The 14163-nt window shown below is 67.1% G+C and carries 12 protein-coding genes and 3 pseudogenes; 4 read left to right on the top strand and 11 right to left on the bottom strand.

Annotated features, from left to right (window positions below; translation table 11 throughout):
• The 5 genes and pseudogenes from GRX66_RS19960 to GRX66_RS10185 all read right to left on the bottom strand — a co-directional run.
• Window positions 1-120, bottom strand: a pseudogene (locus GRX66_RS19960) (glutamine-hydrolyzing GMP synthase); the annotation flags it as partial.
• Between the two features lie 91 nt (window positions 121-211).
• Window positions 212-496 (bottom strand): annotated as a pseudogene (locus GRX66_RS19955) (EamA family transporter); the annotation flags it as partial.
• A gap of 150 nt (window positions 497-646) precedes the next feature.
• On the bottom strand, window positions 647-1636 hold the full coding sequence (locus tag GRX66_RS10195) for an ABC transporter permease (protein WP_159526463.1): 990 nt from the start codon (window positions 1634-1636) through the stop codon (window positions 647-649).
• A 2-nt stretch (window positions 1637-1638) separates the two neighbouring features.
• The gene (locus GRX66_RS10190) at window positions 1639-2823 is read right to left on the bottom strand and encodes an ABC transporter permease (protein WP_159526462.1); all 1185 of its coding nucleotides are present in this window, start codon (window positions 2821-2823) and stop codon (window positions 1639-1641) included.
• Between the two features lie 257 nt (window positions 2824-3080).
• The gene (locus tag GRX66_RS10185; protein WP_159526461.1) at window positions 3081-4595 is read right to left on the bottom strand and encodes an aldehyde dehydrogenase family protein; all 1515 of its coding nucleotides are present in this window, start codon (window positions 4593-4595) and stop codon (window positions 3081-3083) included.
• 147 nt (window positions 4596-4742) lie between these two features.
• Here GRX66_RS10185 and GRX66_RS10180 point away from each other — a divergent pair, with 147 nt between their 5' ends.
• Entirely contained in the window at window positions 4743-5534 is a 792-nt protein-coding gene (locus GRX66_RS10180; RefSeq protein ID WP_325064054.1) for an arylamine N-acetyltransferase family protein, read from the top strand.
• A 28-nt stretch (window positions 5535-5562) separates the two neighbouring features.
• Here the strand turns inward: GRX66_RS10180 and GRX66_RS10175 are convergent, their stop codons facing one another.
• On the bottom strand, window positions 5563-6414 hold the full coding sequence (locus tag GRX66_RS10175) for an RIO1 family regulatory kinase/ATPase domain-containing protein (protein ID WP_325064053.1): 852 nt from the start codon (window positions 6412-6414) through the stop codon (window positions 5563-5565).
• Window positions 6415-6570: 156 nt separating this feature from the next.
• On the opposite strand from GRX66_RS10175, the gene GRX66_RS10170 reads away from it, so the two are divergent.
• On the top strand, window positions 6571-7371 hold the full coding sequence (locus GRX66_RS10170; RefSeq protein ID WP_159526459.1) for an aldo/keto reductase: 801 nt from the start codon (window positions 6571-6573) through the stop codon (window positions 7369-7371).
• A gap of 60 nt (window positions 7372-7431) precedes the next feature.
• Window positions 7432-8574 carry an acyl-CoA dehydrogenase family protein gene (locus GRX66_RS10165; RefSeq protein WP_159526458.1) on the top strand — a complete coding sequence of 381 codons (1143 nt, stop codon included), beginning with the start codon at window positions 7432-7434 and terminating at the stop codon, window positions 8572-8574.
• Window positions 8575-8749: 175 nt separating this feature from the next.
• Here GRX66_RS10165 and GRX66_RS10160 read toward each other — a convergent pair whose 3' ends face one another.
• The 3 genes from GRX66_RS10160 to GRX66_RS10150 all read right to left on the bottom strand — a co-directional run bounded on the left by GRX66_RS10160 (window position 8750) and on the right by GRX66_RS10150 (window position 10169).
• Complete coding sequence (locus tag GRX66_RS10160; RefSeq protein WP_159526457.1) at window positions 8750-9043, bottom strand: GYD domain-containing protein; 294 nt, start codon at window positions 9041-9043, stop codon at window positions 8750-8752.
• Between the two features lie 215 nt (window positions 9044-9258).
• On the bottom strand, window positions 9259-9687 hold the full coding sequence (locus GRX66_RS10155) for an adenylyltransferase/cytidyltransferase family protein (RefSeq protein WP_159526456.1): 429 nt from the start codon (window positions 9685-9687) through the stop codon (window positions 9259-9261).
• Window positions 9684-10169, bottom strand: a complete 486-nt coding sequence (locus tag GRX66_RS10150; RefSeq protein ID WP_159526455.1) for a Mov34/MPN/PAD-1 family protein — start codon at window positions 10167-10169, stop codon at window positions 9684-9686. Before GRX66_RS10150 ends, GRX66_RS10155 begins: the two co-directional genes overlap by 4 nt.
• 197 nt (window positions 10170-10366) lie before the next feature.
• On the opposite strand from GRX66_RS10150, the gene GRX66_RS10145 reads away from it, so the two are divergent.
• Window positions 10367-12259 carry a DHH family phosphoesterase gene (locus GRX66_RS10145; protein WP_159526454.1) on the top strand — a complete coding sequence of 631 codons (1893 nt, stop codon included), beginning with the start codon at window positions 10367-10369 and terminating at the stop codon, window positions 12257-12259.
• Window positions 12260-12295: 36 nt separating this feature from the next.
• On the opposite strand, the gene GRX66_RS10140 is transcribed toward GRX66_RS10145, so the two are convergent.
• Entirely contained in the window at window positions 12296-13330 is a 1035-nt protein-coding gene (locus tag GRX66_RS10140; RefSeq protein WP_325064052.1) for a phospholipase D-like domain-containing protein, read from the bottom strand.
• A gap of 698 nt (window positions 13331-14028) precedes the next feature.
• Window positions 14029-14163, bottom strand: a pseudogene (locus GRX66_RS10135) (HEAT repeat domain-containing protein); the annotation flags it as partial.

The following is a 14163-nucleotide window of genomic DNA, read 5'->3' as shown; positions in this document are numbered from 1 at the left end:
GCCCTCGCTCTCGATGCGGTCCGGGTAGATGGTGCCCTGCACGAGGTAGTCCGCGTCCACCTCGTCGGCGACCGTCTCGAACTCCCGGATGAACTGCTCGCCGATGACGTGGCGCTTCTCTCGGCAGGAGCTCCCCGGGCTCGTAGTTCGCCGCGTACAGCGCCACCGTGATGACCACGACGCCGACCACCTGCAGCGGCCCCAGCCGCTCGCCCAGCAGGACCACCTCCAGCGGGAGCACGAAGACCGGGACGACCTTGCTGATCGGGGCGACGTAAGAGACGTCGCCGAGTTGCAGTCCGTGGAAGAACGCGAGCAACGCGAACCCTGTCGCGACCGACGACCCGACAAGCAGGCCGACTGCGGACGCGTCGAAGCCGGACAGCGGTGCGGCCGGCATCGTCGTCGCGGCGACCGGCGCGTACCAGGCGATGCCGGAGACGTTCGCGAACAGGATGTACGTCGGCGTGGGGTAGTCCGCGAAGTACCGCTTCACGACGAACAGGTACACGCCGAAGATGACGGCGGCCGCGAGCGCGACGAGGATGCCAGGCTCCACGAGTACGACGAACCGAGTCCCGCTAAAGAAGGTCTCGTTGTTCGCTCGGAAACGACCCCCGGCCTGGCGGTCCGTCCGCCGGCAGGGTCAGGACTCCCCGACTTCCGGGTCGAGGTACCCGTAGAGGACGTCCTGCAGGAAGCTCAACGCCACGCCCAGCAGCGCCAGCACCACCGTCGTCCCCACCAAGAGCGGCAGATCCCTCGTCCGGACCGCAATCTGGACGAACGCGGTGATGCCCGGAACGTGGAAGATGGCCTCGACCACGAACGCCCAGATGGTGAACACGGACATCAGTTCCGCGAACGAGACCGACAGCAGCGGCAACGCCGCGTTCCGGAGCGCGTGTCTCGCGTCGAGGGTGTCGCTGGCGCCCTTCGCGGCGAGCATCTTCGAGACCGACGACGCCCTGTGTTCCAGCGCCGCTCGCCGGGCCTGTCGGAAGAGGCCGGTCGCGAGGCCGACCGACAGCACCGCCGCGGGCAGCAGGTAGCGGTGATTGATTGTTCGCCACGGCTCCGTGTTCGGCCAGCCAGTCGCCGTTCTGAGCCCCCACCCGCCCTCCGTCGCCCCCAGGAACGGGACGTTCTGCTGCGTGAACGGCGGCCAGCACTTCTGGACGAACCCGTCCGCCGTGCACCACTGTGGGTGAGACGCCCACCAGGTGTGTTTCATCAGTTCGTACACGAGGAGGCTCCCGACCACCATCGTCGGGACGCCGAGCATGACGTACGCGAACAGTCGCGCGGCCGTGTCGCGGCGGTTCGTACCGTACGCGGCGGCTAGACCGCCCAGAATGCCGAGCGTGTACGTGAACAGGATGGCGGGGACGACGTACGCGAGCGTCCGCGGCACCGACGCCACGAGCACGTCGCTGACCGGGCGGCGCAGCGAGTCGGAGTACCCGAACTCGAGTCTGAGGACGCCGAGCACGTAATCGGCGTATTGCTGGGTGAGCGGCGTGTCGACGGGATAGAACCGGTTCGTCGCGACGACGAGGAACGTCAGCGAGATGGCGACCAGCGCGGCGACGGCCGCGAGCGCGCCGCGCCGGGCGGTGTACTTCACCAGCGACATCGTCACCGCACCTCCGTCTGCCCGTCGAGGACGTCACCGATCGCGTCACCCAGGAGATTGAACGCGACGACCGTCACCACCAGGAACACGACGACGGACCCCATCACCCACCACCGCTGGAACCACGGGACGGGATTCGTGGAGAGGCCGCGAGTGAGCACTTCGCCCAGCGACCGGAGGTTCACGGTGTTGAGCTGGAGGTACGACAGCGCCACCTGGATCAGGATGAGCACCGGAATCTGGCGGGTGAGCGCCGTGACGATTGTGTCGGCGGCGTTCGGGACGACGTGCTTCCGGAGGACGTGGAGGTGGCTCGCACCGGCGCTCCGTGCGGCTCGCACGTAGCCGGAGGAGCGGCGCTTGAGCGTCTCACTGCGGAGGAGGCGAGCGATCCCGCCCCAGTCGAAGAGGCCGAAGACGAGCGCGAGCGTGAACAGGCCGTCGTCGAGGAACGTGTAGGCGACGATGATGTAGACGACGACCGCGGGGATGGTCTGCTGGATGTCGACGTACCACATGAGGACGTCGTCGATCCAGCCGCCGAAATACCCCGCTGCCGTCCCGACGGCCGTCGCCACGAGCACCATGAGGATGCCCGCGCTGAGCGCGAGTTTCAACGCGATGTGCATCCCGTACACGACGAACTTCGCGACGTCTTCGCCGACGCGGGTGGTCCCCAGTGGGTACTTCCACGTGCCGTGGCAGCGTTCGTTCACCATGTCGCCGATGCAGGCGTAGTTCACGAACGGGTCCGCGTTGACGCTCGTGTAGACTGGCGGCTGGAGTTCCCGCGTGAAGTCCGCGGTGGCGTACCCGAACGTCTCCGGGCCGAGAATCCCGAGGACGGCGAACGCGAACAGGTACGCGAAGCTGAGGACGGCCGCCGGCTGCCGGCCGAGTGCGGCGACGTACCGCGTAGTGCGGTCGCGGTCCACGACCAGCGGAACGACGCCGTACCTGACGCCGACGACGCCGGCGAGCAGACTCAGCCAGTCCATCCTGGTGAGGTCCCACGACCACACCAGCGAGTTCGGGGAGACCGAGTAGTCGTACGCGAACAGTGCGGCGAGCGCGAGCAACGCGACCACGAACCCGACCGTGCGGACCTGGACGCGGGGGAGTCCGCTGGCCTCGTCGGCCCAGTCGACGGTCGTGAATCGCGGTGCGTCAGCACCGGTGGAGGGCATCTACGTTACCCGCTGGCACACCACAATTAGTTAAAACTTCCCACAGGTACGCGCGGCGGTGGTCAGAAAAACCGGACGGGCGAGATAGCGGACTGCCGACTAGCGGCGTTAGTGGTCTTCGGTCTTGCTGTCCGCGGAGAGACCCTGGGCCATCTCGATTTCCTCAAAATCCAAGCCCTCCCTCGGCGCTCACTGGGTTCCGCGCCTCGGTCGCCCTTGGAGATTCCACCAGGTGCCGAGATGGCGGACTAGCGACGTTAGTCGTCTTCGGTCTTGATGTCCGCGGAGAGACCCTGGGCCATCTCGATTTCCTTCGAATTGTTCAGCGTCCACGCGGTGCGCTCGGTGACGGCCTCGATGACCTCGCGGGCGCTCGGGTAGCCGTTCCCGGACTTCTTCACGCCGCCGAACGGCAGCTGGACTTCCGCGCCGATGCACGGCAGGTTGCCGTACGCCAGGCCGACTTCCGCGTTGTCGCGGTAGTAGTTGATCTGCCGGTAGTCCTCGCTGATGACCGCGCCGGCGAGGCCGTACGGCGTGTCGTTGTGGATCTCGACGGCGCGCTCGATGTCCCCCGAGTACTCGATGAGCGCGACGTGCGGCCCGAACACTTCCTCCTTGATGCAGCGCAGGTCGGGGTCGTAGTCGACCTCGTAGACGAACGGGCCGACCCAGTTACCGTCCCCGTGGCCCTCGGGAATCTCGTCGTCGCTGAGTTCCGCGCGGTCCACCAGCACGTTCGCGCCCTCCTCTCGCGCGAGGTCGTTGTACTTCTGGATCTTCTCGACGTGCTCGGGCTCGATTGCCGGGCCCATGAACGTGTTCTCGCCGAGCGGGTCGTCGACAGCGACCTTCTCGGCGACCTCCACGAACCGCTCCTTGAACTCGTCGTAGAGGTCCTCGTGGACGATGAGGCGCTCGCTGGACACGCAGCGCTGCCCGGTCGTCTTGAACGAACTCATCACGGCCGAGTGGACGGCGATGTCGAGGTCAGCCTCCTCGGTGATGACGATGCCGTTCTTCCCGCCCATCTCGCAGGCCGCGAGCTTGCCGGGGTCCTCTGCGACCTTCTGTGCGACCTCCTGGCCGACCTCGGCGGACCCGGTGAACAGCACCGTGTCCACGCGATTGTCGTCGACGATGCGGGCGCCGACGTCCCCGAAGCCCTGCACCATGTTGAACACGCCGTCCGGGATGCCGGCGTCCTCGAACATCTCGGCGATGACCTGGCCGCACCACGGCGTCTGCTCGGCGGGCTTCCAGACGACGGTGTTGCCTTCCACGAGCGCGACGGCCATGTGCCAGAACGGGATGGCGACCGGGAAGTTCCACGGCGTGATACAGCCGACGACGCCGCGGGGCTTCCGTCGCATGTAGGCGTCCTTCGCGGGAATCTCGGAGGGAACGATGTCGCCCTTCGGGTGGCGAGCGTCGCCGGCCGCCCACTCGACCATGTGCCAGGCTTCCGCGACGTCGGCTTTCCCCTCGTCGATCTCCTTCCCGCACTCCTTGGTGACGACTTCGCCGAGCTCCTGGTGGCGGTCCTTGAGTTCGTGGTAGATGTCCCAGAGGTACTCCGCGCGGTCGATTCGGGACAGGCTCTGCCACTCGTCCTCGACTGCGTCGGCCGCCGCGAGGGCTTCGTCGATGTCGTCAGGTGTGCCGCGCTGGAACTCACCGAGCGTCTCGCCGTTTGCGGGATTCCGGCTCTCGAACGTCTCGTCGCCGTGGCCGTCTACCCACTCGCCGTCGATGTAATGTTGGTGCGTCATCGCCCTAGAAGACGGACTACAACGGTGAAAAAGGTATACCTTCCATGGGCGGGCGGCTCCCGGAACCCCCGTTTTGAAATGCGACAGCGGTCCGACTGAAATCGCGTTCAGCGGACGACTAAGGGCTTCCAGTCCGATAGACCCCTCGTGTACCCCGACGCCTACCTCCAGCGCATCGGCCTCACCGACCTGCGGGCTGCAGCAGTGTCACCCGACTACGAGACCCTCGACCGTCTCGTGAGCGCGCACCTCCAGCACGTTCCCTTCGAGAACCTCGACATCGTCGGCGACCCGCACGGCGCGGCCGACGGCGACGGCGTCTCCCTGTCCCTCCCGGACCTCTACGAGAAACTCGTGGACGAGCGCCGCGGCGGGTACTGCTTCGAACTCAACGGCCTCTGGGCGTGGCTGCTGGACGAACTCGGCTACGACGTCGACCGGTGTGCGGGCCGCGTCACCGACGAGGGCGAGTTCGGGCATCCGCCGGCGAACCACCACACGACAGTGGTCCACCTCGACAAATCCTACGTCGTGGACGTCGGGAGCGGGACCCCCCAGCTCAGGACGCCGGTCCCTCTGGACGGCACTTCCGTCGCGGACGCCGTCGGCGTCCAGTGGCGCGTCGACCCCGACGACACGCCGCTCTCGGACTACGTGCTCAAACTCCGGAAACCTGGTGCGGACTGGTCGATCCGGTACAGGTTCGAGACGACGCCGCGCGCGCTACCCTACTTCGAAGCGACGTGCGACTATCTCGCGAACGAACCCGACGGCACGTTCACGTCCGGCCCGATTGTGGCGCGGTCGACGCCCGACGGCACCCTCTCCCTGGACGCGGATACGCTCACTCGCGTCGCGGACGGAGAAACGACCGAATGGACTATCCAGCCCTCGGAGTGGAACGAGGTACTCGCCAGCGAGTTCGGCATCCGCCTCTAAAATTCCGCGCCGTGCGCGCGGTCCACGGTCACCTGTTCGCGTCGTCGCGAGCGCTCGCGGCCTTCTCGATTTCGCCCGTGAGCGACGCCGCGTCGAACGCGTGGTCCGGTCGGATCTGAACGAACCCGAGAAAGTCCTGTGCGTCCAGGAGCGCCGCCGCGTTCTCCGCTCGCGTCCGCTCGCCGGCTGCTGGCTCGTAGTTCTCCATCACCAGTTCGACGACGGTCCGGGCCCCGATGAGCGGCTCCAGGGCCGCGAGCGCGGACGCGAGATCGTACGCACGGGCGCCGCTGATCTGGTCGTCAGCGACGTTCGTCGCGTCGATGAAGTAGAGTTCGTCGTCCGACACGAGGACGTTCTCGCCGCGCAGGTCGCCGTGCGCAACGCCGTTCTCGTGCATCGTCGCCAGCGCCTCGAACAGCGCGGGGGTGTGCCGTTCGACGTCCTCGGTCGGGAGTTCGTCGAGCGGCTCGAATTCCGGGAGGTACTCCAGGACCAGCACGCCGAGGCCGTTCACTTCGAACGCTTCCACGGGCTCCGGCGCGTTCACGCCGAGGTCCCGTAGCTTCCGCGTCGCTTCGAGTTCGTGTTCGGCCATCTCCACGGGGCCGTCGAAGGGCTCGAAGAACCCCTCGCGGCCGCTGGAGAACGCGCCGAGGTTCCGGGCGCCCGTGAACAGCGCGTGCACGAGCGCGTTCTGCCCGGAGATCACCTTCACGAACCAGCGGTCGTCGACGACGCAGGGCGTCGACAGCCAGTTGTCCGTCTCGAGGAACGTCACGCGCACCGACTGCTGGTCGTAGCGGTCGGCGACTTCCCGCGCGACGGCTTCCAGGGACTCCCACGGGACCGTCCCACGGACCAACTGGCGGATGCTCACAGCGGCCTTTGGCTCCCCCAGGTCATAGGTCCGGCGGCACCACCCGGCTCCAGTCGGCGCCTCGTCGACTGGTTCTCCGAAACCCATCTGTATACTAACTCTTCTGCGTTCCAGGGAGCGCTTTAGTTCGTCTGGTCGGAAGCTCTCGACAACCCCATGACCGCACACGACCTCCCAGGCGTCGGCATCGGCACGTACGACCTCCCCCACGACACCTGCAAGGCCAGCGTCGAGCACGCGCTGGACATCGGCTACCGCCACGTCGACACCGCAGAGATGTACGACAACGAGGCCGCCGTCGGCGACGCCATCGCCGAGGCGGACGTCGACCGCGAGAACGTGTTCGTCGCGACGAAAATCCACTCGCGGAACCTGGCCTACGAGGACGTCCTCGAGCACGCTCGCGCCAGCCGGAACCGACTCGGCGTCGAGGTCATCGACCTCCTGTACGTTCACTGGCCGATACGCGCGTACGACCCGGCGGACACGCTCGCGGCGTTCGACGAACTCTACGACCAGGGCCTGATTCGTCACGTCGGCCTCTCGAATTTCACGCCGGAACTGCTCGACGAGGCACGCAGCCACCTCGGCGCGCCCGTGTTCGCACACGAAGTCGAGTGCCATCCGCTGTTGCCACAGGACGAACTCCGTGCCTACGCCAGGGAATACGACCACCACCTCGTGGCGTACTCGCCGCTCGCGAAGGGCGCAGTGACCGACGTCCCGGTACTGGCTTCGGTCGCCGAGAAGCACGACGCGTCGCCGGCACAGGTGGCGATTGCGTGGCTGTTGTCGAAGGAGAACGTCGCCGTCATTCCGAAGTCCACGTCGCCAGCCCACATCCGGGAGAACTATCGGGCGCGCCGGCTTTTCTTGGACCCCCGGGACGTCGAGCGCATCGACGCCATCGACCGGACGCAGCGCCAGGTCGATTTCGACGGCGCGCCCTGGAACTGACGGGACTCCCGGCACTTGCGGTTCCGGTGTGTTTAAGCGGCCGGTGGCAAATTTTGGTGCATGGACTTCGACCTTCCCGACGAGCACCGGATGATTCGGGACACCGTCAGGGAGTTCTGCGAGGCTGAGATCGAGCCGATCGCGTGGGAGATCGAGGAGGAACACCGGTTCCCCGAGGCGGTGTTCGACGAACTCGCCGACCTCGACGTGATGGGCGTCCCCGTCAGCGAGGAGTACGGCGGCCTCGGCGGCGACCAGCTCATGTACTCGCTGGTGACGGAGGAACTCGGCCGCGTGTCCGGGTCCATCGGCCTCTCGTACGCGGCGCACATCTCGCTGGCGTCGAAACCCATCGAACTGTTCGGGACCGACGAGCAGAAAGAGCGCTGGCTCCGGCCGCTCGCGGAGGGCGAGTACCTCGGGTCGTGGGCGCTCACGGAACCGGAGAGCGGCAGCGACGCCAGCGACATGGACACGACCGCAGTCAGGGACGGCGACGAGTACGTCCTCGACGGCACGAAGCAGTTCATCACGAACGCCTCGGTCGCCGGGAGTGTCGTCGTGAAAGCCGTCACGGACCCCGAAGCGGGCTACGACGGCATCTCGACGTTCATCGTCGACCCCGAGGCCGACGACGGCTTCGAGGTCACGACGGAGTGGGACAAGATGGGGCTGAACGCGTCCCCGACCTGCGAGATCAAGTTCGACAACTGCCGGATTCCCGCCGAGCGCCTGCTCGGCGAGGAGGGCGAGGGCTGGGAGCAGACGAAGAAGACCCTCGACGGCGGCCGCATCTCCATCGCCGCGCTCTCGACGGGACTCGCGCAGGGCGCGTTCGACGCCGCGAAGGAGTACGCCACCGAGCGCGAGCAGTTCGGCCACCCGATCTCGGAGTTCGACGCCATCCGGAACAAACTCGTGGACATGCACCGGAAGACCGAGCGCGCACGCGTCCTCACCCGGAAGGCCGCGTGCCGGTACGACGCCGGCCAATCAGTCACCCAGGAGTCCGCGCTCGCGAAACTCGACGCAAGCGAAGCCGCCCGCGAAGTCGCCGAAGATGCCGTCCAGACCCTCGGCGGCTACGGCTACACCACGGACTTCGCCCCCCAGCGCTTCTTCCGCGACGCCAAACTCATGGAGATCGGCGAAGGCACCAGCGAAATCCAGCACCTCGTCATCGGCCGCGAACTCGGCCTGTAATCCGGACAGGCAGTCGTTCGGGGTCGTTCTATCCAGCAGCGACGAACTCTACCGGCCCCCTCACGAACACCGGTCTGAATACAGCCGACTGCTCCATCACTTCGGTCGGCCAGGTGGATTCGAGAACCGCCGTAGAAAACACTGTTCGGAGCCAATCCAGGGGCTGCTGCCCTCCTCAGGGGATGCCGGCGATTACCTCGCGGTATTCGTCCTCGGGGAACGCCTTGAGCGTCTCCGTGGCGACTGCTCCTTCGCTGGCGACGCCGAGAGCGAATTGCGCTGCAGTCTCGTCGTCCGGGAATTCCGTGACTGCGACGATATCGTACTCGCCGAACGTGAGGAAGAAGTGTTTGAATTCGCCATTCAAGGATGCGGCCAGTTCTTTCGCATCGTCGAGTCGATCGGGACTGTGCGCGATGTTCTGAACGCCCTCTCCAGTGTAACTCGTGAGGTGGATGTACGTCGGCATTGGCTTGTCACCCTGCGCTCGTTCTGTCCGACGCCTTGATCGCCCTCCGACCCCGCCTCCAGCACAGAGAACGCGTCTGTAACTTCGGCAACCTGTTTGTTAAAGATTACCACGAAACGGGGTGTGCCGTCCATCGTGCGTCTCAACGGCCAGGCGCTGGGCCTCGGCGGAAGATACGACAACGAGCCAGTAGCAACACCCCGAAACGACAGTGACTAGCCGCGTTCCTCGAGAATACGGTCGACGATGTCGCCGGTGGAGAGTAGTTCCTCGTCGTAGCGTTTGTCGCGGCCGGAGGCACGGCGGACGTCGCAGTCGATGCCGCGGTCGTCGAGTTCGGCCTGGATGGCGTCGGCGTCGTGGTGCTGGTCGTACCCGAGTGCGATGACCGCGGGGTCGATCTCCTCGATCGGGGTGAAGATGTCCGTGGGGTGGCCGACGCGCGCTTCGTCCACGACGTCGAGCGCGCCGACGACGTCCCGGCGCTGGCGGTTCGGGAGAATCGGCGATTCCTTGTGTGTGACGTTCTCGCGGCGTGCGACGATGACGTGGAGTTCGTCACCCATCGACGCCGCGTCCTCGAGGTAGTGTATGTGGCCGGGGTGGATGATGTCGAAGGTCCCCTGCGCGACGACTCGTCTCATTCGAGTTCTTCGTCGATGTCTTCCTGCGTGAAGTCGAAAAACGATTCGGGTTCGGGCAGCGCGACGTCGTAGACGTCGAGGGTGGTCGGTTCGCCCTCGCTGTCGAACGCGCGCCACGACCGGGAGTCGTAGGGCGCGCCGAGGATGATGTGGACTTCGCCGCGGCCGAACATCGAGCGGTCGGCGTCCGAGGGCGACAGCACGCCGTTCGGGTGGGAGTGGACGCTGCCGACCGTCCGCATGTCGTTGGGGACCTGGCTGGACTGGAACGTCGCGCTCACGGGGTTGGTCTCCGTTCCCGGCACCATCAGGACGTCCGTCACGAGGTAGCCGTCGTCTGCCCGGATGTCGAAGTCCCTCGCCAGCGAGGCACGGAGCAGGCCGAGGTACTCGTTGGGGTGGCTGTCTTCTGCGGCTTCCAACGCGAACTCGAGGGCTTCCTCGGCGATGCCGACCACCTCGGGACGCCCACCGAAGAGCATACCAGAGTGTGGGGGGTCGCGACTGTTGAGGCTTCCGGAACGCCCGAAAGCCACCGCGCGTCGTCAGTTCGGCGTCCGCGAAGCGGACCTGACGCTGGTCGTTCCGGGGGCCGAATCGGGTCGCACGCGGGCACGCAGCTCGCGCGGAAACGCCCTTGAAAAGGGTTAAAAACGCACGTACCGAATCCTACAGCAAGATGACTGACGCTTCCGCCGACGACGGGGCTGGCGCCCCGGCCGTCGTCGACCTCCAGCCCTCGTGTACTGCCGAGGAGGTCGCGACTGACGAGTACTACCACGCCACGGTCAACGGCGTCGTCGAGTACGGCATCTTCGTGGACCTCTCCGAGCACGTCTCGGGCCTCGTCCACGAATCCACGTTCGACGGCGACCGGGAGTTCGAGGTCGGCGACGACGCCGTCGTGAAACTCACAGAAGTCCGCGACAACGGGGACCTCAGCTTCGAACTCGCGAGCCTCGAGGACTACGAGACGGTCGACCGCGAGCACGACTACGAGCGCGTCGCCGCCGACGCCGTCGGCGAGCACGTCGGCGACACCGTCCACATCGAGGGTGAAGTCGTCCAGATCAAGCAGACCGGCGGCCCCACCATCTTCCGAGTGCGGGACGAGACCAGCGCGGTCCCCTGCACGTCGTTCGAGGCCGCGGGCGTTCGCGCCCACCCCGACGTCGACGTCGGCGACCTCGTCCACGTGAAAGGCGACGTCGAGGAGCGGGACGGCACCTTTCAGGTCGAAGTGACGCAACTGGACGTGCTCGACGCCGAGGACGCCGCTGACGTCGCCGGCCGTCTGGAGGCCGCGCTCGACGAACTCGCCGAACCCGCCGAGATCGACCCGCTGGTCGAGTGGCCGGCGCTCGAACAGATGCTGCCGGAGCTCCGGTCGGTTGCGCGAACGCTGCGACGCGCGGTCCTGGAGGGCCGCCCGATCCGGATGCGCCATCACGCCGACGGCGACGGCATGTGCGCCAGCGTCCCCGTGCAGTACGCGCTCACGAAGTTCATCGAGGACGCCCACCAGGACGGCGACGCCGGCCGCCACCTCCTCAAGCGCCTCCCGAGCAAGGCGCCGTACTACGAGATGGAGGACGCCACCCGCGACCTCAACTTCGCCCTCGAGGACCGCGCCCGCCACGGCCAGAAACTCCCACTCCTGCTCATGCTGGACAACGGCAGCACGGAGGAGGACACGCCAGCCTACAAGGCGCTGGACCACTACGACATCCCCATCGTCGTCGTCGACCACCACCATCCCGACCCGGAGGCGGTCGACCCCCTGGTCGACGAGCACGTCAACCCGTACCTCCACGGCGAGGACTACCGCATCACTACGGGCATGCTGTGCGTCGAACTCGCGCGCATGCTCTACCCAGGGCTGACGGACGAACTCGAGCACGTGCCCGCCGTCGCGGGTCTGTCGGACCGCTCGAAGGCGGACGCGATGACTGACTACCTCGAACTCGCTCGCGACGCCGGTTACGACGAGCAGTTCCTCCACCAGATCAGCGAAGCGCTGGACTACGAGGCGTACATGCTCCGCTACGACCCCGGGACGCAACTCATCAACGACGTCCTGAACGTCAACGGGGACGAGGACCGCCACCGCGAACTGGTGCCGTTCGTCGCGAACCGCGCCGACGAGGACGTCGCCGAGCAACTCGACGCCGTTGAGAGCCACGTCGACCACGAGCGCGTCGCGAACGGCGCGAACCTCTACCGCATCGACGTGGAGAACCACGCCCACCGGTTCACGTACCCCGCACCCGGGAAGACCACCGGAGAGGTCCACGACCGGAAGGTCGAGGAGACGGGCGAACCCGTCATCACCATCGGCTACGGCCCGGACTTCGCGGTCCTCCGCAGCGACGGCGTGCGCCTCGACATCCCGACGATGGTCGAGGAACTCAACGCGGAACTTCCGGGCGCCGGCGTTTCGGGCGGCGGCCACCTCGTCGTCGGTTCCATCCGCTTCGTTCCCGGGATGCGCCAGCAGGTCCTGGACGCCCTCATCGAGAAGATGGCTGAAGCGGAACTCGACGAGGAACTCCACAGCGCCCCCAAGCGGTAGTCGGTCTCGGACGGGAGCCTGCCCGAACGGAGCGCTTCAGTCGGTCCCGCTCCCGTTTTCGCTCTCGTTTTCGCTCCCGGTCTCGGTGTCGTTCTCGCGTTCAGTTCCGCGGCGTTCTGTCCCACCTTCGAACCGGACGCGTCGCGCACACGCACCGGCGAACAGCCCGGCGGCCGCGACGGCGACCCCGAGGCCCACGGGGAGTCGCCACGCGCCGCCACGCCAGTCCGCGCGGAAGGCTCTGCGATAGTAGTCCCCGACCACGTCGTCGTGGACCACCACGACGACCTCCCGGTTCTCGGTGGCTGCGTGGTCGTTCCAGTTCAGACTACCGACCACCGCCGTTTCGCCGTCGACGACGGCGCCCTTCACGTGAACCTTCTCGAAGCGCGACCGCGGGGAGACGAGTTTCGCGTCCAGGGCCAGTCCTTCCTCGGCGGCGATCCGGTTCAGTCGCCGCGTGGTGTTCCGGTTCCCCTCGCGGTTGTACCACTTCCCAGAGAGGAGGACGCGTACCTCGACGCCGCGCCGTGCAGCGTCGACGGTCCAGTTCGTGAACGCGCCCTCGGGGTCGAGGCGTGGTTGTTCGACCAGCAGCGACTTGTCGGCGGACGCGACGAGGTCGCGAACCCCGCGTCGGGCGTTGTCCGGGGCAACGAGCACGCTGACCTCGTCGGCTCGAACGTCCACTGGCGGGAATCGAGTCGGGTAGGTGTCGTTCGCGGCCGCTCCATCGACGACGGTGAAGTTCTCGCGAACCCGCCGCCAGGGCTTCGCGTCGGCCCAGTCGAGGTCCGCGCCGAACACGGCCGTGAGGTGGTCGGCGACGGCCTGGTCTTCGACGACCAGCCCCCAGCCGCGGTTGCCGTGGCCACCCGTCCCCGACGGCTTCCAGTTCTCGGAGAGGACGATGGCCCGGTCGTCGGCGACGGCGTACTTCGCGTGGTGGAAACTGTAGCGCGCTCGCTCACCGTCGAGCACTCGGACGTCGACGCCCGCCGAGCGAAGCGCGTCGAGGCGTTCGGCTTCCGGGCTCGGCGCACCACCGGCGACGCCGCCCTCGACGAGCACCCGGACGCGACTCCGCGCCTCGCGGCGTCGACCAGCGCGCGCGTAACACGTGCTGACGTGAACGTGTAGCCGGCGAGGGAGAGGCGGTTGTCCGCGGATTCGACGACGTCCAGGGGCGGCTCGGCGTCGTCGGGGAGCGCGAACGCCGAGACGGAGACGTTCGACGCTGAGAACGGCGCAAAGTCGGTCGCGCCCAGCGGTGTCCACGACTGGCCGTCCCAGCGTTCAGCGGTCGGGGCGCTGGGATACGCCAGCGAGTCGACGGGCTCTCCGTCCGCCCGGAGCGCCACGCGTCCGCCGGCGTTCGAAAGCGACAGGGACCCGGACAGCCCGACGACTGGATGACTGGTCCGGTCGCTGGCGGCCTCCGGGTCCGTCGAGAACGCGACCGTTCCCGTCAGCGTGCGGTTCGGCAGTGCGGCTGTCGAATCGCCGTCGGTTAGCGTCCAGCCGGATGTGTTGGTCGGCTCGTCGAAGTGAACGGTGACGAACTCGCCGCTATCGCCGTGCGTCGCCGGGTTCGGGGCGACGCCGGTGATTGTCGCGGACGCGACTGCGACGGCGACCAGCACGCGGAGCAGCACGCGGCCAGTTGGTGCCGGTCTGGTACTTCAATGTACGGCCGACTGTCAGCGGTCGGAGTAGGGGGTACGCGAACCAGCTAGCACGAGAATGACGTCGACGGGGAACGAGCGGGGTTACGCGGCGGCTTCGGCGGCGTCGTCTTCGAGCGCGTCGGCGGCCTTCGCGGCCTCCGTCTCGACGATGTACGAGCGGTCGTCGGCGTACTCGGCGGCGGCCTCGAGCGCGCGCTCCGTGCCGATCTGGCAGAG

It is taken from the genome of Halobacterium bonnevillei (assembly GCF_009831555.1).
Taxonomy (GTDB): Archaea; Halobacteriota; Halobacteria; order Halobacteriales; family Halobacteriaceae; genus Halobacterium; species Halobacterium bonnevillei.
Note: the sequence above shows the minus strand (reverse complement) of the source record. Positions and strands in the feature narration are given on the sequence as shown.

What these genes read in the sequence shown, in the direction of transcription:
- GRX66_RS10165 (WP_159526458.1), top strand. Translation starts at nt 7,432, where the DNA reads ATGGACTTCGACCTTCCCGACGAGCACCGGATGATTCGGGACACCGTC.
- GRX66_RS10190 (WP_159526462.1), bottom strand. Translation starts at nt 2,823, where the DNA reads ATGCCCTCCACCGGTGCTGACGCACCGCGATTCACGACCGTCGACTGG.
- GRX66_RS10170 (WP_159526459.1), top strand. Translation starts at nt 6,571, where the DNA reads ATGACCGCACACGACCTCCCAGGCGTCGGCATCGGCACGTACGACCTC.
- GRX66_RS10195 (WP_159526463.1), bottom strand. Translation starts at nt 1,636, where the DNA reads ATGTCGCTGGTGAAGTACACCGCCCGGCGCGGCGCGCTCGCGGCCGTC.
- GRX66_RS10145 (WP_159526454.1), top strand. Translation starts at nt 10,367, where the DNA reads ATGACTGACGCTTCCGCCGACGACGGGGCTGGCGCCCCGGCCGTCGTC.
- GRX66_RS10185 (WP_159526461.1), bottom strand. Translation starts at nt 4,595, where the DNA reads ATGACGCACCAACATTACATCGACGGCGAGTGGGTAGACGGCCACGGC.
- GRX66_RS10160 (WP_159526457.1), bottom strand. Translation starts at nt 9,043, where the DNA reads ATGCCGACGTACATCCACCTCACGAGTTACACTGGAGAGGGCGTTCAG.
- GRX66_RS10155 (WP_159526456.1), bottom strand. Translation starts at nt 9,687, where the DNA reads ATGAGACGAGTCGTCGCGCAGGGGACCTTCGACATCATCCACCCCGGC.
- GRX66_RS10150 (WP_159526455.1), bottom strand. Translation starts at nt 10,169, where the DNA reads ATGCTCTTCGGTGGGCGTCCCGAGGTGGTCGGCATCGCCGAGGAAGCC.